This is a genomic window from Actinoplanes sp. NPDC020271, assembly GCF_044388125.1.
Lineage (GTDB): Bacteria > Actinomycetota > Actinomycetes > Mycobacteriales > Micromonosporaceae > Actinoplanes.
In genome coordinates, this window is the sequence record NZ_JBIRWQ010000004.1 from 551,292 (window position 1) to 569,656 (window position 18,365).

Below are 18,365 nucleotides of genomic sequence, written 5' to 3' on the forward strand. Positions count from 1 at the left end.
TCAGGAAGGACCCTGAGGCAGTCTCAGGGTCCCTCAGCGTTCTCACAGCTTTGCAAGAAGATCAAAAACCGATTTTCCCGTACGCCGGTGAGCCGCCCGTCCGCGGCTCACCGCAGCGAGACCTGGAAAACCGGGAGTCTTCCCAGGCGACGGTACTCCCGCAGAGCGGCCGGCGTGCTGTCCACCGACGAGTCCTGCCCCTTCTGATTGGCCGGTGTCTCGAAGTGCACCATCGCCTTGATCGCCGGGAAGTGCCCGATCTGCCGGCCCACTTCGCGGTAGAAGGCGGCCATGTGCCCGGGGTTGCGCCGGCTGAACCACACGCCCCACTCCGCCACCATCAACGGTTTGCGCGGGTGGTGCGCGCGCACCCAGTTGTAGAAGCCGGGCCAGCGCGGTTTCATCGCCGACCGCCGGTTGAGCAGCTCGGCGAAGTCGCCGTGGCCGTAACCGGGGTCGCTGTAGGAGTAGGTGTCGAAGCCGATCCAGTCGACCACGTCGTCCCCGGGGTACATGTCGCTGAACCAGCTCTTCGTGGTGTGCGGAACGTACGCCATGTGCACCAGCACGGTCACCAGGTTCTGCGCGCCGTGCGCCCGCAGCCGGTTCACCACGTGCCGGAACATCGCCGCGTAGTCGCGGGCCGTGTAGCCCGACCCGCGGCGCTCACGCACCTGGTCCTCGGCCTCGTGGTGGATCGCGAAGAAGAACGGCTCCCGGAAGTTGCGGTGGATGTGCGCGGCCAGTTGGTCGAGGAACGCGTCGGTGCGGCGGTCCCCGCGGGCGATCCGCGCCCAGGAGGCGCTCTCCGGCTTCCAGTTGAGCAGCAGCACCCGCTTCTTGCCGGGCTGCCTGGCGATCGCCATCTCCTGCGGTGTCGGGAAGAGCTGCCGGATCCCGTGGTGGTACGCATGGAAGATCGCCTGGTGCCGGCCGGTCTTGCGCTCGAACTCGGTGAGCGCCTCGAAGCCGTGGTCCTCGGTCCGGGCGCCGGGCGCGACACCCCAGAGGATGCCGCAGGTGGGTACGAGTTTGTAGCCGGTGACGCAGCGCGCGGGGCGCGGCGCGGCGGCCCGGGCGGCGACGACGCGGCCCAGCGGACGCTCCTCACTGCTGAGCAGAGTGGTGGTGGCGGAGGCGGACACCACCGGTTCCGCCGGGTCGGCGGCGCCGGTCCACGTCCAGGTCACGGTGGCCGCCACGGCCATGACAACGGCGGTGCCGAGCGCGGCGACATGGAATATCTGTCTCACAATCGTCCTATATTAAGGGATCCTCCGCAATTGTCCAGAAAGATGCGGAGATCGTCGGTGATCCGGCAAACGGACGATTTTCGGGTCGGGACGGCAAGATCGCGAGCCCGCCTCGACCGACTGGAAACGGGCTGCGAAACTGTCACCCAAGTCGGCCGCGGCAAGGGGATACAAAGGTGAGTGGCTCGGTTCTGCCGGAAGACGTCCTACGGGACGCACCGTCGTACGCCCCGCGCCCGTTTGAGCTGGCGGATCTGGAACTGCTGCTCTCCGGGGCCTATGCACCGCTGACCGGATTCCTCGCGCGCGCCGACCTGGCCGCGCTGGCCCGCACCGGCCGGCTCGCCGACGGCACGCCCTGGCCGGTCCCGGTCACCCTGGAGATTCCACAGGAGCTGGCCGAGCGACTGAACCCGGCCGACCCGGCGCGGCGCACGGTGGTGCTGACCGACCTGGAGGGCGCGCCGATCGCCGCGATCGAGGCGCGCGACGTCTGGCGGGTCGCCGAGAACCGGTACGGCGTGGGCGGCCCGGTCCGCAAGCTGGGTGACGGCGGGCACGGCCCGTTCCAGCGCCTGCGGCGCACCCCGGAGGAGGTCCGGTCGCTGCTCCCACCCGGCCGGGTCCTCGGCGTGATCGCCGACCGGCCGCTGCACCGCCCGCAGCTCGCGCAGATCGCGCACGCCGCCCGGACCCTGGCCGCGCACCTGCTGATCCTGATCCCGGTCAGCGGGCACGGTCCGGACGGGCTGCCCCCGGAGGCGCTGGTCCGGGCCGTCTTCGCGGCCCGCGACCGGATGCCCCCGGCCACGATCGTCGCGGTGCCGGTCTCCCCGCACGGCGACGAGATGCGGGACGCTCTGCTGCGCTCGCGCGTCGCCGCGTCCTACGGCGTCACCCACATCCTCTCCACCAGCGAGACCCTCTCCGGCGCGGGGCTGCGGGTGCTGGTGCCGCGCGAGCTCGCCTACGACAACCGGGACGGTCAGTGGCGCTGGCGTGACGACATCCCGCCGCGTAACCGCCGCCTGGCCATGCTCCCGGAGGAGATCGAGGACCTGCTCGACCGGGGCTTCCCGCTGCCCGAGTGGCACACGCCGCCGGCCGTGGCCAAGGAACTGTCCCGGGTGCGGCCGCCGCGCAGGCACCGCGGCCTGGTGGTCTTCTTCACCGGCCTGTCCGGCTCCGGCAAGTCGACGATCGCCCGGAACCTGGCCGACTCCCTGCGGGAGACCGGCGAGCGGACGGTCACCCTGCTCGACGGTGACGTGGTGCGCCGGGAGCTGACCGCCGGGCTGGGCTTCAGCAAGGCCGACCGGGATCGCAACGTGCGCCGGATCGGCTGGGTCGCGGCCGAGGTGGGCCGGCACCGCGGCATGGCGGTGGCCTGCCCCATCGCGCCGTACGAGGCGGCCCGCTCGGCGGTGCGCCGGATGGCGGTGGAGGCCGGCGCCGGGTTCGTGCTGGTGCACGTGGCGACCCCGCTGGAGGTCTGCGAGGCGCGGGACCGCAAGGGCCTCTACGCCCGGGCACGGTCCGGCCAGCTGCGCGGGATGACCGGCATCGACGACCCGTACGAGGAGCCGCTCGACGCCGAATTGACGATCGACACCACCACGATGTCGGTCAGCGAGGCCGTCGAGACGGTTCTCGGCTACCTGGTCGAGAACGGCTGGGTGGAGCCCAAACTGAGTTAGATTGCTCGCCTTCGGCTCGCGGCATTGCGCTCTTGGCGGGGGGGGGGGGGGGGGGGGGGGGGGGGCCCCGCCCCCCGCCGGGGGGGGGGGGGGCGGGGGGGCGCGCGGGGCGGGGGGGGGGGGCGGGCCACCGGCGGGGGGCGCGGGGGGGCGCCGCCCACCCCCCCCCCCCCCCCCCCCCCCCCCCCCCCCCCCCCCCCCCCCCCCCCCGTCGGCGGGCGCAACGCGCGGTGGTTCCTGTTACCCCCGGCGATTCACAGGCTTGGCGTTACCCATCACTGCGGCGGGAGTAGGGCGTTGGACCCCTTGGGGCGAAACGCCCAAAACTCCTTTTCGAAAGGCCGCGGTCTCCGATGGAAGCGTCTCGCCCACCGTCCTCCGACGTCGCCCACTACCTGGGCGCGGTTCGCCGGCACTGGTGGATCGCCCTGGCCGCGACGGCCGCCGGGCTGGGCGTCGGTGCCGCGGTGACCCACTCCCTGCCCAAGGTCTACGAGTCCTCCTCGTCGGTCCTGGTGCAGGCGGTCGACCAGGACGTCAACGCCCAGGGCGGCCGGACCAAGGGCTCGGTCAACCTGGACACCGAGGCCCAGCTGGTCGGTTCCGGCGCGGTCGCCGCGAAGGCCGCCGCGCTGCTGCGCACCGACGTCGCGCCGGTCGAGCTGGCGCACTCGGTGTCGGTGCAGGTCCCGGCGAACACCACGGTCCTGGTGATCACGTTCCAGGCCGACACGCCGATGAAGGCGCAGGCCGGCTCGCACGCGTTCGCCGAGGCCTACCTGCGCAACCGGGAGGAGTCGGCCCGGTCGGCGCTGGACAAGCAGATCGCCTCCCTGAACCTGAAGGTCAAACAGCTCACCACCTCGCTCACCGGGATCAACGCCAAGCTGGCGCAGGCCAAGCGGGGCAGCTCGATCGAGAGCAACCTGCTGAGCCTGCGCAGCAACTCGCAGAACCAGCTGAACGGCCTGACCGGGCGCCTCAACGAGCTGACCACCACCCAGGTCGGCGCGGGCGCGATCATCAGCGACGCGCGTCTGCCGGACACCCCGTCCAGCCCGAACACGCTGCTGGACATCGCGACCGGCGGCATGATCGGGCTGCTGCTCGGGCTGGTGCTGGCGTACCTGCGGGAGCGCTTCGACCGGCGGCTGGTCAGCGCGCCGGACGTCCGGGACCGCGGGCGGGTGCCGGTGCTGGCCGCGCTGGACGAGCGGACCACGCCACACTTCGACGACGTGCTGCAGCCGTACGGCCCCGGCGGTCGCGTCTTCAACCGGCTGCGCAACGAGGTGCTGGCCAGCCTGGACGACGACGACCGCGTGATCGTGGTGACCGGGACCAGCCGGGGCTCGGCGAGCACGCTGGTCGCGGCGAACCTGGCGGCGGCGCTCGCCCGTACGGGAAGCGATGTGGTCTTGATCGGAGCGCATCTGCCGGACAGTGTCGTGGATGCGGCGCCCCTGGCCCGGATGCTCGGTGTGAACGCCGTGCCGGGCCTGTCCGAGCTGCTCGCCGGCCGGGTCGGGCTCAGCCGGGTTCTGCAGCGCACCCCGCGCATCCCGTCCCTGCGGGTGATCACCACCGGCGGTTCGGCCACCGCGGCCGGCCTGATGCAGTCGCAGCGGCTGCGGGACACCCTGGATGCGCTGCGCCTGCAGAGCGGGTACATCGTCATCGAGGCGCCGTCGACCAGCAGCAGCGCCGACGCGCAGAGCCTGGCCAGCTTCGCCGACGCTGCGATCCTGGCCGTCGAGCTGCGCCGCACCAGCCGCCCGGCTCTGATGGACGCCACCGAGCAGCTGCAGCGGGTGGGTACCCCGCTGCTCGGCGCCGTGGTGCTGCCCCGGCTCGCCCCGCGGAAGGCGCCCACCGTCGACGAGCCGGCCGTGGCCCTGCCGCCGCCCGGACCGGAATCGGTGATCGACGAGTCCACCCAGCACTTCGCCTCGCTGCCCGACCGTGGTGAACCGGTCCCGGCGGCGGTCCGGCCGCGCCCGGCCGACGGCAAGGCCAAGCCGGCCTCGCGCGTCAAGAGGTCCGGCCCTGCCGCCACGGACGGCGACGAGAAGTGACCACGGTCGTCCCGGCGCCGGCCACGGCCGCCGGCCCGGCCCGCGATGCTGCCGGGAAGGACCTGACGCTGCCGGCCTGGCCGCTCACCGGGATCCTGCTGCTCTACCCACTCTGGTGGGCGCTCGGCCTGGGCGTGCTGATCTTCCCGTTGATGGCCGCGCCGATGCTGTTCCTGTTGATCCGGCGACGGGCCGCGGGACGGCCGTTGCACCTGCCGCCGGGCTTCGCCTGGTGGCTGATCTTCCTGGTCACGGCGGTGGTGAGCATCGCCGCGCTGGGCGCGGACCCGGCCGGGACGGTGGTCGAGCGGGCGGCCGGGCGCCTGCCCGCGGTCGCCTACAAACTGGCGATGTACGTCTCGATCACCGTGCTCCTGCTCTACGCCGGGAACCTGACCGAGCGTGAGCTGCCCCGGCGCCGGCTGGTCCGGCTGCTGGCCGGCATGTTCGTGCTGACCGTGCTGGGTGGCCTGCTCGGCATGGTGGCCGGGAACTTCGAGTTCACCTCGCCGGTGGAGTGGCTGCTGCCGCACGGGATCCGGACCAAGGGGTTCGTACGGTCGCTGGTGCATCCGTACGCCGCGCAGATCATGGACATCGTCGGCGGCGACGCCCCGCGCCCGGCCGCGCCCTGGGGGTACACCAACACCTGGGGCAACAACTTCTGCCTGCTGGTGAGCTGGCTGCTGGTGGCCGCCGCGGCCTCGACGAGCGGGCGCAAGCGGGTGTTCGCCTGGCTCTGCCTGCTGGTGTCGATCGCACCGGCCGTCGTCTCGCTCAACCGCGGCCTGTGGATCGGGCTGGGGGTCGTCCTGCTGTACGTCGCGGTCCGTTACGTCCTGGCCGGCAAGCTCTGGGTCCTCGGCGCCCTGGCCCTGACCGCCGGGGCGATCGCGCTCACGCTGACCGCCACCCCGCTCGGCTCGACCGTGCAGGCGCGGCTGGACAACGGCAAGTCGAACGGGGTGCGCACGTTCCTGACCGAGAAGGCGCTGGAGGGCTTCGCCGATTCACCGGTGATCGGTTACGGCGGCACCCGCAACACGCTGGGCGGGCGCAACTCGATCACGGTCGGCGAGAGCTCGGAGTGCGAGCGCTGCGGCAACTTCACGATCGGCGGCAACGGGCAGCTCTGGCAGTTGCTCTACGCGCACGGCGCGGTGGGCACCGTGGGTTACCTGGGCTTCTTCGCGTACGGCCTGTGGCGTTTCCGCTCCGACCGCAGCGCGATCGGGGTGGCCGGCAGCGCCGCGCTGGTCAGCTCGTTCTCGGCGATGCTCTGGTACAACTCGCTGGTCACCCCTCTGGCCTTCATGGTTCTGGCGTACGCGCTGCTCTGGCGCAACTGGATCGAGGGGGAACACATTTGAGTCCGGTCAAGACCGCGCCCGCCGAGCTGACCGCGGGCGATGCCGCGCTGCGTACCCAATATCTGACCGAGGTCCTCGCACTGCTCTATCCGCAGCCGTGCCGGACCGCCCGCGAGGACGACGGCGAGACCAACCGCATCGCCGAATACCTCGTGGTGCCGAACGCGCACCGTCCCCGCCTGCTGGTGCCGAACCCGTCCCCGGCGGTCGCCGCGGCCGCGGTCCGCCGGTACGCCGAGCCGCAGTCCCGGATGGCCAAGCTGAAGCGCCACGCGGTGGTCGCGGCCGTGCACGCCCGCGCCGACCGGCTGGTGTTCCGGGACCGGATCCTGGTCACCGGCCCGGTCTCGGCCAGCATCGACGGGTACCTGAGCGACGCACTTCGGCGCGATTTGTCCGTAAGTGTCCATATCGGTCCGGCTCGCGCCAACCGCAAACCGGTCCTGCAACTGCTCACCCCGGACGGCGAGACGTTCGCGTTCGGCAAGATCGGCACCGGGCCGCTCACCCAGCGCCTGGTCCGCGCCGAGACCGCCGCGCTCAACGCCCTCGGCACCAGCGGGCTGACCAAGCTGACCGTGCCGCGGGTGATGCACGCCGGGCAGTGGCGCGGCCTGCAGGTGCTGGTCCAGTCGGCGTTGCCGGTCTGGCTGCCCCGCGCGCCGCTGACCCCGCGCCGGCTCACCGCCGCGATGCTCGACATCGCCGGGTGCTGTGGATACACGACCGGGCCACTGGTGCAGAGCGCGTACTGGCACGAGCTTCGCGCCCGGCTGGCCGCGGCCGGCGAACGACCCGAGGGCGCCGCGCTGATCGCCGCCGTCGACCTGCTCGCCGCGCACGCCGGGGAGACCACGCTGCGGTACGGCGCGTGGCACGGCGACTGGGCCCCGTGGAACATGGCCAACCTCGCCGACGCGCTGCTCGTCTGGGACTGGGAGCGGTTCGCCACCGGGGTGCCGCTCGGCTTCGATGCCGTCCACCACGAGCTGCAGAAACGCATCCAGTCCAGCGGCGACGCCCGGGGCGCGGTGGAGGCGACCGTGCGCAAGGCCGACGAACTGCTCGCCCCGTTCGGGGTGGCGCCGGTCGCCCGCGAGACCACCGCCCTGCTCTACCTGGTCGACCTGGCCGTGCGCTATCTGACCGACCGTCAGGCCGAGGCCGGCGCCCGGCTCGGCGTGCTCGGCACCTGGCTGCTGCCGGTGCTCATCCGGCGTGTTGAGGAGCTGTGATGAACGTGCGAAAACTCCCCGCCCCGATGAAGCGGGTGGTGCACCTGGGCTCCCGTTCCTACGGCCGGTTGACCTCCGAGCACCGGATGCTGCCGTCGTTCCTGATCTGCGGCGGCCAGCGGTGCGGCACCACGTCGCTCTACCGTGCGCTGGCCGCGCACCCGGTGGTGCTCAAGGCCGTGCTGCACAAGGGCGTGCACTACTTCGACACGTCCTACCACCGGGGGATCGACTGGTACCGGGCGCACTTCCCGGGGCGGCGCACCGGCGAGCGGATCGCCGAGAAGTACGGCGTACCGGCCCAGACGTTCGAGTCCAGCCCGTACTACATGTATCACCCGCAGGCGGTCGCTCGGATCGCGCACGACCTGCCGTACGCCAAAATCGTGGTTCTCGTCCGTGACCCGGTGGAACGCGCCTACTCGCAGCATCACCACGAGGTGGCCCGGGGTTTCGAGACCGAACGTGACTTCGGCGCGGCGGTCGCGCTGGAACCGGCCCGGCTGCACCGGCAGGAGGAACGGCTCGCGGCCGACCCGGCCTACTACAGCTTCGCCCACCAGCACCACGCCTACCGCGCCCGCGGCGAGTACGCCCGCTACCTGAGCGTGATGGCCCAGCACGTCGGCCGCGAACGCATCCACGTCGTGGAGAGCGAGCGGTTCTTCACCGACCCGGAGCCGGTCTACGACGAGGTCTGCGCGTTCCTGGGGCTGCCGCCGAACCTGGAACGCCCGGCCTTCGAGCAGCACAACGCCCGTCCGCGGCAGGCCGACATGGACCCGCAGCTGCGGCGCGACCTGTACGCCTACTACCAGCCGCACGACGAGGCGCTGGCCGGCTGGCTGGGACACCCGGCGATCTGGCGCCGCCGGTGACGGTCCTCGCACCGGAGTCCACCGAGGCGACCCGCGGCGTGGCCCGCGGCGGACTGGCCAACGTGGCCGGATCCGCCCTGGCCGGCGGCACCGGCGTCGTGGTCACCTGGATCGTCGCGCGCAGCCTGGGCCAGGCCGAGGCCGGCGCGTTCTTCTCCGCCACCGCCGCGTTCGTGCTGGCCGGGGGCCTGGCCAAGCTCGGTACCAACACCGGGCTGGTCTACTGGCCGGCCCGGCTTCGGGCCACCGGCCGGGACCATCTGCTCGGACCGTGCCTGCGCACCGGGCTGCTTCCGGTCATCGTGTTCTCGCTGCTGCTGGCGGCCGGGATGTGGATCGCGGCCCCGCGGATCGCCGCACCCGGCGTCACCGAGGGGCTCCGCGTGCTGGCGCTCTTCCTCCCGCTGCAGGCGCTCACCGACGTGCTCCTCACGGTGACCCGCGGATACCGTTCGATGCGGCCGACCGTGCTGCTCGACCGGGTGCTGCGCAGCTCGTTGCAGCTGACCGCGGTCGGCGCCGCGGCGCTCTGGACCGCGGCGTCGCTGCCGGTCCTCGCCGCGGCCTGGGCGCTCCCCTACCTCCCGGTGACGATCTTTTCCGCGTACGCGGCCAGGAGCGTCTACCTCGCCGGGCGTCCCCCCGACACGGCGACCGAGCGACGCGAACGCCGTCGCCTGCGCCGCGAGTTCTGGCTGTTCACCGGCCCGCGCGCGCTGGCCGCCGTGGCCCAGCTGGCCCTGCAGCGGGTCGACGTGCTGTTGGTCGCGGCGCTCGGCGGGCTCGGACCGGCCGCCGTCTACGCGGTCGCCGGCCGGTTCGTGATCCTCATCCAGTTCGCCAACCAGGGCATCTCCCAGTCGGTGCAACCGCGCCTGGCCGAGGCGCTGAGCACCGGCGACCGGGACGCGGCGAACCGGCTCTACCAGGTGGCGACCGGCTGGCTCGTGCTGATCACCTGGCCGGTGAGCCTGCTGGTGATCCTGTTCGCCCCGTACTACCTGCGGTTCTTCGGCCACGAGTACACCGCCGGCACGCCCGTGGTCCGCGTCCTGGCGGTGGCCATGCTCGTCGCCACCGGCTGCGGCATGGTCGACATGGTCCTGTCGATGGCCGGCCGCACCTCGCTGAACCTCGCCAACGTCCTCGTCGCCCTGGCCGTCACGATCGGCCTGGACGTGCTGTTGATCCCCCGGTGGGGCGCGCTGGGCGCGGCCGCGGGGCTGGGCGGCGCGATGCTCGCCAACAACCTGCTGCCGCTGATCCAGGTGTTCCGCGGCGCCCGTCTGCACCCGTTCGGGCCGGGCACCCGGGCCGCCGCCCTGCTCAGCGCCGGCTGCTTCGGGCTGCTGCCCCGGGCCGTGACCGCACTCATCGGCGACGGCCCGGCCGGCCTGGCGCTGGCCGCCACCACCGCGACCGCGGCCTTCGGCGCCGGCGTGTGGCTGCTGCGCGAGCGGCTCGAACTCGGCGCGTTCACCCGACGAAACCCCCAGGAGGCGAGTTGACCAGCGACTACACCGAGGTGTTCCAGGACACCGAGGCGGTCGAGAAGTACGAGTCGGTGACCTACGCCCCGGACAGCTACGCGACCCGGATCAACGAGCGGCAGCGCGACTACCTGCGCACCCTCGTCCGCCGCGAGTTCGAGGGCCAGCACCCGCCGGTCCAGCACGACTTCGCGTGCGGCACCGGACGGGCCATCCGCACCCTGCACGGGCTGGTCCGGGAGGCACACGGCTACGACACGTCGGCCGAGATGATGGCGAAAGCGGCCGAGGTCGGGTCACGCGCCTACTGGCACCAGGTGCCGATGGACGGGCCCGTCCCGGCGCCGGTCGCGGCCGGCTTCCCGGCCATCGTGACGATCTTCCGGCTGCTGCTCAACGTGCACGACACGATCCGCGACCGGGCCCTAGCCTTCGCCGCGAAAGCGCTCCCGCACCGCGGCTCCGGGGTGCTCGTCGTCGAGAACCACGGCAACGCCGGCTCGATCCGGCACCTGCGGGCGCGGCGGCACCGTGGCGAACGCTGGTTCGCCGAACTCTCCCACGAGGAGGTCGCGGCGCTGCTCGACCGGCACGGCTTCGAGATCGTCGAACGCCGCGGGTTCTCCATGCTCACCCCGAACCTGCACGACAACCGGCTCGCCCGGGTCGCCGACGCCGCCGCACGGCGCCTCCCCGGGACCGACGGATACGCGGTGAACGTGCTCTACACGGCTCGGCGCGTCCATGCGTAGGGCGGCGGCGAGCGCGCTCATCGTCGTACTGGCAATCCTGTCGGCCTGCGGCCATGACAAGCGCGAGAATCCGAGCCCACCGCCCGCACCGGATCTGTCCGCGCGGCCGCAGGCCGTCGCGGTGCAGGCCGGTCCCTTCGCCGCCGGGCCGTTCGCGCCTCCGGCGAAGGGTGCGTACGTCGGCGCGTGGATCAAACCGGATGAGTTGACGCACGTGGGCCGGATCGAAGCGGTCGGCACCCTGGAGAGCTCCCTCGGCCGGCGACTGGACATCCTGAACACGTACCGCCGATTTGATCAGCTCGTCGGGACCGAATCAGATCAGGAGTTCCTTGCTCAGGGACAGTCCCTGATGGTCAGCTGGGCCACCGGCGATAACCGGTCCATCCTCGACGGCGAGCACGACCGCCTGATCCGGGAGCAGGCCCAGGCGATCCGGAAGATCAAACAGCCGGTGCTGCTGCGAATGCGCTGGGAGATGGACCGGCCCAACCTGCGCGCGACCATGTGGTCCGGCGCCGACTACATCGCGGCCTGGAAATACGTCCGCGCGATCTTCAAGCAGGAGCGCGCCGACAACGTGTCCTGGGTGTGGTGCCCCACTGCCGAGGGATTCCAGCGCGGCGAGGCCGCCGACTTCTACCCCGGCGACGACCAGGTCGACTGGAACTGCGTCGACGTCTACGCCGGGGCCACGTTCCAGCCGATCGGCGAACTGATGGGACCGTTCCTGCAGTGGGCCGCCCAACGACCGAAACCGATCATCATCGGCGAGTTCGGGGTGGCCAAGGCGTGGGGCTCGGCCAACCGGGCCGCGTGGCTGAAGGACGCGGAACGCACCTTCAAGATCAACAAGCAGATCAAGGCGGTCGCATACTTCGAGTCCGACCCGGAGGGCAACGGGCCCAACCAGCAATTCCAGCTGAGCGGGGACAGACAGGCCTTCGGGGCGTTCCACGCGCTGGCCAAGGACCCTTACTTCAACCCGTGACGGCTCAGTTGGCGGGAGCGCCGGAGGGCCGGCAGACGCCGCCCTCCGGCCGAGCCACGTCGCAGTACCCACTCACCACCGTCCTCGCCTCGCCGGCCCCCTCCGGGATGCCACCGGCCGAGCCGGTCAGGTCATAGTCGTCGGTCCCGCAGTGCCGTTGATCACCGATCCCGTCGATCGCGCCGCCGACGACTCGTCCGGACGAGTCACGGAAGACCATCGCGGTACCCCCGCTCGCCCCAGCCGTGGACATGGTTCTTGAGGGCACGGACACCGGCGAACTGATCACGAATCAAGGCCTGGGCGACAACGGCTCGACAATGTCGTTGATCAATTGGGCGGGATCGGTTCGAGGAACTCCAAGCGGTTCCCGTGCGCGTCCGCGGAGTAGAGGCGGCGGTGGCCCGGGAAGTGCGGATCCCAGTCGACCGGGTGGCCCGCCGCGGTCAGGATCGCGGCCAGCCCGTCCAGGTCGTCGATCAGGACGCCGGGGTGGGCCTTGGTCGCGGGACGGAAGTCGGGGACCGGGCTGAGGTGGATCTCCCAGCCGCCGGCGCGGAACCAGCAGCCGCCGCGCGCGGCCAGGACCGGGGGTTTGACGATCTCCGTCATGCCGAGGACGCCGCTGTAGAAGGCGCGCGCGGCGGCTTCACCGGCGGGCGGGATCAGGAGCTGGACGTGGTGAAGATCAACGATGCGCATGGCGACATTTTAACAGTACGTACGTACGGTTTGGGAAGACGGAAAAGTGTCGTACACGTGTTCCATAGTGGGGCTCAGTCCGTCTTCTCAGGGGGTTCCATGTCTGACTTCTTCGCCGAGCAGACCGAGATCATCCAGCAGTTCGGCTGGGCAGTGGTGCACGTGCTGCCCTCCGACGAGGATCCGGCCGACGCGGTCCCGTTCGCCTACACCGTCGGCCTGACCGCCGCCGCCCGGCCCGAGCTGGTGATCGCCGGTCTGCCGCCCGACCTCGCTCATCAGCTGCTCAACGAGGTGGCCGGGCGGGTCCACGACGAGGGCGCCCACTTCCACCACGGCCGCCGCGTCACCGACCTGATCATCGACCAGGAAATCGTGATCCTCACCGGGGCACCGACCTCCGACCTGTGGCCGGGAGCGGCCCTGGCTCGCTACGGGCGGGAGAAAGTCCGCCTGCAGCAGCTGGTCTGGCCCGACCCGGGCAATCATTTTCCCTGGCAGACCGGCTATCCGTCGGAGGAGTACCACCAGCCGCTGATCGACGCGCCGTCGGTGGCGCTGGCGCGTTGCCGGGCGCCGCGCAGCCTGGCCGGGCCGCGGATCCGGCGGATGGGTACGCGCCGCGGCCACGAGACTTCCTGAGCCCCGCGCCGCCGCGGAGCCTGAGGGGCGCAACACCGCGCGCGGGCGCGGGGCCACCGGGGCTGGGCCGTGACGCACGTGCCGCCGGGCCGGGAACGCGGACCGGGCCGGCAACGCGGACCGGGCCGGCAACGCGGACCGGGCCGGCAACGCGGACCGGGCCGGCAACGCGGACCGGGCCGGGAATGCGGGCCGCCGGGCCGGGCCGGGAACGCGGGCCGCCGGGCCGGGCCGGGAACGCGGGCCGGGCGGGTCTCGCGACGACCGCGGGCTGTTCAGCCGGCGGTGATCTCGGCCGGGTGGCCCGGGCGGGCGCGGCGGCGCGGGGCCCGGGCGAGCAGCCGCAGGGCGTAAGGCGCGTCGTGCCGGAGGTAACGGCCGGCCAGCCGGCGCGGTTCGGTGCCCAGGCGGTGGGCCCATTCCAGACCGGTGCGCTGCATCCACCGCGGCGCCCGGTGCACGTCGCCGGCGACGAAGTTCACGGCCGCACCGCAACCCACGAACCAGGTCGAGGGGAGGTCACGACGGAGGCGTTCGATCACCGTTTCCTGCTTGGGGAAGCCGAGGCCGACGAAGACCAGGTCGGGTTCGGCGTCGATGACCCGCGCGCAGACCTCGGCGTAAAGGCGCTCGTCGTCCTCGAAACCGTAGGGCGGGCTGATCGCGCCGGCGATCCGCAGTCCCGGGCTGGCAGCGGCCAGGCGGGCCCCGGCGCGCACGGCACCGCAGGGTCGCCCCGTCCCCGTCCCCGCGGGCAGGCGACGCAAAGGTTCCTCGGGCGAGCGACGCGACGGCTCCCCGGGCAGGCCACGCGACGACCCCTCGGCCACGCGACGCGACAACCTCTCGGGCAGGCCGCGCGACGACCCCTCGGCCACGCGACGCGACAACCTCTCGGGCAGGCCGCGCGACGACCTCTCGGGCAGGCGGCGCGACGGCCCTGCCGCTGTCGACTGGTCCTGCAGCGGCGACTCCAGGAGGTCGCGGAGCCCGGGGGCGAGGACCCGCGGCGCGGGTGTCCCGCCGACGATGAAGATCGAGCGGGCGTCGCGCCCCAGCCCTGCGGAGAGCGACCAGATCAGGCTGCTCCCGGCGACGCGTTCGGGGAGGGGCGCCCCGCCGAGGCGGCTGGCCCAGATCAGTGGCATGCCGTCGGCCACGATCAGGTCGGCGTCGTCGAGGTGGCGGCGGGCGGCCGGGTCGGCCGACGCCCGGCGCAGGATGTCGACGTTCGGGGTGATGATGCGCCCGCCGCGGCCTCGGGCGAGGGCGTCGCGGACGACGGCGACGACTTCGTCCTCGGTGATCCGGTCGATGCCGGTTCCGTCCAGGTGCACGCGGTCGAAAGCCTCGATAACCACCTGACGCCTCCTTTTGCCTGCTTCACTCGTTACCAGAGCGAAACGAGCGAAGGCGGGCCAAAGTGGCACAAGTGCTATTTCTGGGCGGATTGGGGCGAAGCGGCACCACCCTCGTCGAAAGACTGCTCGGTGAGCTGCCCGGGGTCTGCGCGCTCGGTGAGGTCGTCCATCTCTGGCAGCGCGATCTTCGCGACGACGAGCGTTGTGGTTGCGGGGAGCGGTTCTCCGCGTGCGAGTTCTGGCAGCGGGTGGGCAAGAGCGCCTTCGACGGGTGGGAGAACGTCGACGTCGACCGGGTGCACGCCCTGCGCGACGCGGTGGAGCGGACCCGCCACATCCCCCGGCTCGCGTCGAGCGCCAGGCCGCCGGCCGACGTACGGGAATATGCGTCTTTCTATGCAAAGGTCTATGCCGCCGCCGCCGAGGTGTCGGGCGCCCGGCTGGTCGTCGATTCCTCGAAGCACTCGGCGCTGGCCCACGTGCTCCGCGCGTCCGGCGACATCGACCTGCGGGTGGTGCACGTGGTGCGGGACGCGCGCGGCGTCGCCTACTCGTGGACGAAACGGGTCGCCCGACCGGAGACCGACGGCGCCGACGAGATGACCCGCTACTCCCCTGGCCGCTCGGCGCTGCTGTGGAACGCGCACAACGCGGCGTTCGGCCTGCTGGCCCGCCGCGGCGTGCCGATGCGGCGGATCCGGTACGAGGAGTTCCTGGCCGACCCGCGGGCCGCGCTGATCCGGCTGGCCGAGTTCGCCGGTGTCCCCTTGCAGCCCACCGACCTGGACTTTCTCCATCCCGGGCACGCCGACCTGCGGGTCGGGCACAGCGCGGCCGGCAATCCGATGCGCTTCACCGTGGGCCGGCTGCCGCTGCGTCACGACGACGCCTGGATGCGCGCGCTCCCGGCCGCCCAGCGCCGGCTGGTCGGCGCGGTGTGCGGCCCCATGCTGCGCCGGTACGGCTACCCGCTCAACCAGGAGGAGGCCCGATGAACTGGCCCTCGGTCGGGGTCGTCATCCCCACCCGGAACCGCCCCGAGCTGGTTCGCCGTTCGATCGCCGCGGTCCGCGAGCAGCGCTACCCGGGTGAGCTGCGGATCGTCGTGGTCTACGACCAGACCGAGCCGGACTTCTCGCTGGCCTGCACCGAGGGCGTGCCGGTGCTGGTGCTGACCAACTGGCGCGCGTCCGGCCTGGCCGGTGCCCGTAACACCGGCGTCCTGGCGCTGGACACCGAGCTGGTGGCGTTCTGCGACGACGACGACCGCTGGCTGCCCGACAAGTTGCGCCGTCAGGTGGCCGCGCTGCTGGCCGAGCCGGACGCCGAGTTCGCCACCTGCGCGATCGAGGTGGAGTTCGAGGGGCACACCACGCCGCGGCTGGCCGGGCAGAGCCGGGTGACCGTCGCCGACCTGGCCCGTTCCCGGATGTCGATGCTGCACTCGTCGTCGTTCCTGATCCGCCGCGAGGCGCTGGCCGACGACGCCATGGGCTTGGTCGCCGAGGACGCCCCGGGCAGCCAGAACGAGGATTGGGATCTTCTGCTCAGGGCGGCCCGCCGCGCGCCGATCGTGCACTTGGACGAGCCGCTGGTGCAGGTGCTCTGGGGGCGCAGTTCGCACTACGCGTACGAGTACGCCACCAAGATCTCCTCCTTGCGCTGGATGATGCAGCGCCATCCGGAGATCAGTGGCTGCCGCCCGGGTGCCGCGCGGGTCTACGGCCAGCTTGCCTGCTGGTCGGCCGCGACCGGGAATCGCAGTCAGGCCTGGCAGTTCAGCAAGGAGGCGGTCCGGGCGAACTGGAAGGAACCGCGTACGGCGATCGCGCTCGCCGCGATGACCGGCGCGGTGAAGGTGGAGAATGTGCTTTCGGCGCTGCACAAACGGGGACGCGGTATCTGAAGTCACTCTTTCGCGCACACCCGATCAACGGTACTGTTCAAGTGTGTTCGAAATAGTGCGGAAAGCCTGGCCGAAGTTGGTGGATTGCTGATGCTCGCCCAACAGCGACAGGCCGCGATCCTCGACCGGGTCCGCGCCACCGGCGGCGTCCGGGTCAGCGAGCTCGCCGCGGAATACAGCGTCTCGGACATGACGATCCGCCGTGACCTCGAAGCGCTCGCCGACCGTGGACTGCTCGCGAAAGTACACGGTGGCGCGACCACGGTCAGCCCCGGATCCGCACACGAGCCCGGCTTCGCCGCCAAATCCGTGCGCCAGCGCGACGAGAAGACCGCGATCGCGGCCCGCGCGGCCGCCCTGGTCTCGCCCGGCGACGCCATCGCGCTGTCGGCCGGCACCACGACCGCCGAGCTGGCCCAGCGGCTGGTCGACGTTCCGTCGCTGACCGTGGTGACCAACTCGATCCCGGTCGCCGACGTCTTCTACCGCGCCGGCCGGCCCGATCAGACGGTCGTGCTGACGGGCGGTACCCGGACGCCTTCGGACGCCCTGGTCGGCCCGGTGGCCGTGGCCGCGATCGGCACCCTGCACCTGGACATGCTGTTCCTGGGTGTGCACGGGATGAGCGAGCGCGCCGGCTACACCACGCCCAACTTGATGGAGGCGGATGTCAACCGCGCTCTCGTCGAGGCGGCGGAACGTCTGGTCGTGCTGGCCGACAGCACCAAGTGGGGCACGGTCGGCATCTCGTCGATCGTCCCGCTGGAGCGGGCCGACGTGCTGATCACCGATGACGGCCTGGACGCCACCGCGCGCTCCCTGCTCACCGAAACCGTCCCTGAACTCGTGGTGGTGAACCCCTAGTGACACCCATCCGCTCGACCGTCAAGCTCTCCGACGGGCGCGAGCTCATCTACTTCGACGAGACGCCGGACTCCGGCCGCTCGGCGTATGCCGACACCCGCGAGCTGCCGCCGCCGCCGCCGGCGTCCCAGTTGCGCTATGACCCGCTGGTCGACGAGTGGATCGCGGTCGCCGCGCACCGCCAGACCCGCACGTTCCTGCCGCCGTCGGACGCGTGCCCGCTCTGCCCGACGAACTCGCACTTCGCGAGCGAGATCCCGGCGCCGAGCTACGACGTGGTGGTCTTCGAGAACCAGTTCCCGTCGTTCAGCTACCGGGAGGTGCCCGGCGGTGACATCACCGAGCTGACCGACATGGTGCCGGTCAAGCCCGGTTACGGACGCTGCGAGGTGGTCTGCTTCACCAGCGACCACAACAGCTCGTTCGGCGCGCTGACCCCGGCCCGGGTGCGCACCGTCGTCGACGCGCTGGCCGACCGGACCACCGAGATGTCGCAGCTCCCGGGCGTGGCGCAGGTCTTCCCGTTCGAGAACCGGGGCGTCGAGATCGGCGTGACGCTGCACCACCCGCACGGGCAGATCTATGCGTACCCGACGGTGCCGCCGCGCACCGAGGCCATGCTGCGGGCCGCCCGCAAGCACGCGGAGAAGACCGGCGGGCGCAACCTCTACGCCGACGTGCTCGCCGCCGAGCAGGAGGCGAAGGTCCGGGTCATCGGCGCCAACGAGCACTGGACGGCGTATGTGCCGGCCGCCGCCCGCTGGCCGTTCGAGGTGCAGATCGCGCCGCACCGTCAGGTTCTCGACCTGCCCGGGCTCACCGACGACGAGCGGGACGCGTTCGGGCCGCTCTACCTCGACGTGCTGCACCGGTTCGACGGGCTGTTCGGCAAGCCGATGCCGTACATCTCGGCGTGGCACCAGGCGGTCGTCGGCGAGGGCCGCGACCTGGGTTACCTGCACCTGCAGCTGTTCAGCATCCGGCGCGCCGCCGACAAGCTGAAGTACCTGGCCGGCTCCGAGTCCGCGATGGGCGCCTTCGTCAGCGACGTCGTCCCGGAGAAGGCGGCGCAGCTGCTGCGCGACGCCATCTGATCTCGGCATACCGAACCGCCGGCGCTCACGGCGCTGCCGTTTCGCATGGTGTGGA

Annotated in this window: 17 protein-coding genes; 13 read left to right on the forward strand and 4 right to left on the reverse strand. The window is 71.9% G+C overall.

The genetic code is table 11. The features are described from left to right. Positions 1-107 precede the first annotated feature (107 nt). Entirely contained in the window at positions 108-1,253 is a 1,146-nt protein-coding gene (locus tag ACH442_RS12710; RefSeq protein WP_396338090.1) for a glycosyl hydrolase, read from the reverse strand. A 176-nt stretch (positions 1,254-1,429) separates the two neighbouring features. Here ACH442_RS12710 and cysC point away from each other — a divergent pair, with 176 nt between their 5' ends. The 8 genes from cysC to ACH442_RS12750 all read left to right on the forward strand — a co-directional run bounded on the left by cysC (position 1,430) and on the right by ACH442_RS12750 (position 11,741). Then, entirely contained in the window at positions 1,430-2,950 is a 1,521-nt protein-coding gene (cysC, locus tag ACH442_RS12715; protein WP_396338091.1) for an adenylyl-sulfate kinase, read from the forward strand. Between the two features lie 353 nt (positions 2,951-3,303). Next, positions 3,304-5,025: a Wzz/FepE/Etk N-terminal domain-containing protein gene (locus ACH442_RS12720; protein ID WP_396338092.1), complete on the forward strand. Its 1,722-nt coding sequence runs from the start codon at positions 3,304-3,306 to the stop codon at positions 5,023-5,025. Beyond that, positions 5,022-6,395 carry an O-antigen ligase family protein gene (locus ACH442_RS12725; protein WP_396338093.1) on the forward strand — a complete coding sequence of 458 codons (1,374 nt, stop codon included), beginning with the start codon at positions 5,022-5,024 and terminating at the stop codon, positions 6,393-6,395. The genes ACH442_RS12720 and ACH442_RS12725 overlap by 4 nt, the downstream gene beginning before the upstream one ends. Then, positions 6,392-7,630 carry a hypothetical protein gene (locus ACH442_RS12730; protein ID WP_396338094.1) on the forward strand — a complete coding sequence of 413 codons (1,239 nt, stop codon included), beginning with the start codon at positions 6,392-6,394 and terminating at the stop codon, positions 7,628-7,630. Before ACH442_RS12725 ends, ACH442_RS12730 begins: the two co-directional genes overlap by 4 nt. Continuing rightward, positions 7,630-8,508, forward strand: a complete 879-nt coding sequence (locus ACH442_RS12735) for a sulfotransferase domain-containing protein (protein WP_396338095.1) — start codon at positions 7,630-7,632, stop codon at positions 8,506-8,508. Before ACH442_RS12730 ends, ACH442_RS12735 begins: the two co-directional genes overlap by 1 nt. Further along, positions 8,505-10,016 (forward strand): lipopolysaccharide biosynthesis protein, encoded by a 1,512-nt coding sequence (locus tag ACH442_RS12740; protein WP_396338096.1) that lies wholly within the window; start codon positions 8,505-8,507, stop codon positions 10,014-10,016. Before ACH442_RS12735 ends, ACH442_RS12740 begins: the two co-directional genes overlap by 4 nt. Continuing rightward, the gene (locus ACH442_RS12745) at positions 10,013-10,750 is read left to right on the forward strand and encodes a methyltransferase domain-containing protein (protein WP_396338097.1); all 738 of its coding nucleotides are present in this window, start codon (positions 10,013-10,015) and stop codon (positions 10,748-10,750) included. The genes ACH442_RS12740 and ACH442_RS12745 overlap by 4 nt, the downstream gene beginning before the upstream one ends. Next, complete coding sequence (locus ACH442_RS12750) at positions 10,743-11,741, forward strand: glycosyl hydrolase (protein ID WP_396338098.1); 999 nt, start codon at positions 10,743-10,745, stop codon at positions 11,739-11,741. Before ACH442_RS12745 ends, ACH442_RS12750 begins: the two co-directional genes overlap by 8 nt. A 4-nt stretch (positions 11,742-11,745) precedes the next feature. Here the strand turns inward: ACH442_RS12750 and ACH442_RS12755 are convergent, their stop codons facing one another. Together ACH442_RS12755 and ACH442_RS12760 are read right to left on the reverse strand one after the other, a co-directional pair. After that, positions 11,746-11,994, reverse strand: a complete 249-nt coding sequence (locus ACH442_RS12755) for a hypothetical protein (RefSeq protein WP_396338099.1) — start codon at positions 11,992-11,994, stop codon at positions 11,746-11,748. A gap of 77 nt (positions 11,995-12,071) precedes the next feature. Then, complete coding sequence (locus ACH442_RS12760; protein WP_396338100.1) at positions 12,072-12,443, reverse strand: VOC family protein; 372 nt, start codon at positions 12,441-12,443, stop codon at positions 12,072-12,074. Positions 12,444-12,542: 99 nt separating this feature from the next. Between ACH442_RS12760 and ACH442_RS12765 the strand changes: the two genes are divergently transcribed. Continuing rightward, complete coding sequence (locus ACH442_RS12765; RefSeq protein ID WP_396338101.1) at positions 12,543-13,085, forward strand: DUF4262 domain-containing protein; 543 nt, start codon at positions 12,543-12,545, stop codon at positions 13,083-13,085. A gap of 275 nt (positions 13,086-13,360) precedes the next feature. Here the strand turns inward: ACH442_RS12765 and ACH442_RS12770 are convergent, their stop codons facing one another. Then, positions 13,361-14,446, reverse strand: coding sequence for a WecB/TagA/CpsF family glycosyltransferase (locus ACH442_RS12770; RefSeq protein WP_396338102.1), 1,086 nt, complete (start codon positions 14,444-14,446; stop codon positions 13,361-13,363). 62 nt (positions 14,447-14,508) lie between these two features. Here ACH442_RS12770 and ACH442_RS12775 point away from each other — a divergent pair, with 62 nt between their 5' ends. The 4 genes from ACH442_RS12775 (at position 14,509) to galT (ending at position 18,310) form a co-directional block, all read left to right on the forward strand. Beyond that, positions 14,509-15,441, forward strand: a complete 933-nt coding sequence (locus ACH442_RS12775) for a sulfotransferase family protein (protein ID WP_396338103.1) — start codon at positions 14,509-14,511, stop codon at positions 15,439-15,441. Further along, positions 15,438-16,352, forward strand: coding sequence for a glycosyltransferase family 2 protein (locus ACH442_RS12780; protein ID WP_396338104.1), 915 nt, complete (start codon positions 15,438-15,440; stop codon positions 16,350-16,352). Before ACH442_RS12775 ends, ACH442_RS12780 begins: the two co-directional genes overlap by 4 nt. Positions 16,353-16,442: 90 nt before the next feature. Then, on the forward strand, positions 16,443-17,216 hold the full coding sequence (locus tag ACH442_RS12785; RefSeq protein WP_396338105.1) for a DeoR/GlpR family DNA-binding transcription regulator: 774 nt from the start codon (positions 16,443-16,445) through the stop codon (positions 17,214-17,216). Next, entirely contained in the window at positions 17,216-18,310 is a 1,095-nt protein-coding gene (galT, locus tag ACH442_RS12790) for a galactose-1-phosphate uridylyltransferase (protein WP_396338106.1), read from the forward strand. Before ACH442_RS12785 ends, galT begins: the two co-directional genes overlap by 1 nt. The last annotated feature ends 55 nt before the right edge of the window (positions 18,311-18,365 follow it).

What these genes read in the sequence shown, in the direction of transcription:
- ACH442_RS12755 (WP_396338099.1), bottom strand. Translation starts at nt 11,994, where the DNA reads ATGTCCACGGCTGGGGCGAGCGGGGGTACCGCGATGGTCTTCCGTGAC.
- ACH442_RS12785 (WP_396338105.1), top strand. Translation starts at nt 16,443, where the DNA reads ATGCTCGCCCAACAGCGACAGGCCGCGATCCTCGACCGGGTCCGCGCC.
- ACH442_RS12750 (WP_396338098.1), top strand. Translation starts at nt 10,743, where the DNA reads ATGCGTAGGGCGGCGGCGAGCGCGCTCATCGTCGTACTGGCAATCCTG.
- ACH442_RS12720 (WP_396338092.1), top strand. Translation starts at nt 3,304, where the DNA reads ATGGAAGCGTCTCGCCCACCGTCCTCCGACGTCGCCCACTACCTGGGC.
- ACH442_RS12765 (WP_396338101.1), top strand. Translation starts at nt 12,543, where the DNA reads ATGTCTGACTTCTTCGCCGAGCAGACCGAGATCATCCAGCAGTTCGGC.
- ACH442_RS12735 (WP_396338095.1), top strand. Translation starts at nt 7,630, where the DNA reads ATGAACGTGCGAAAACTCCCCGCCCCGATGAAGCGGGTGGTGCACCTG.
- ACH442_RS12760 (WP_396338100.1), bottom strand. Translation starts at nt 12,443, where the DNA reads ATGCGCATCGTTGATCTTCACCACGTCCAGCTCCTGATCCCGCCCGCC.
- ACH442_RS12780 (WP_396338104.1), top strand. Translation starts at nt 15,438, where the DNA reads ATGAACTGGCCCTCGGTCGGGGTCGTCATCCCCACCCGGAACCGCCCC.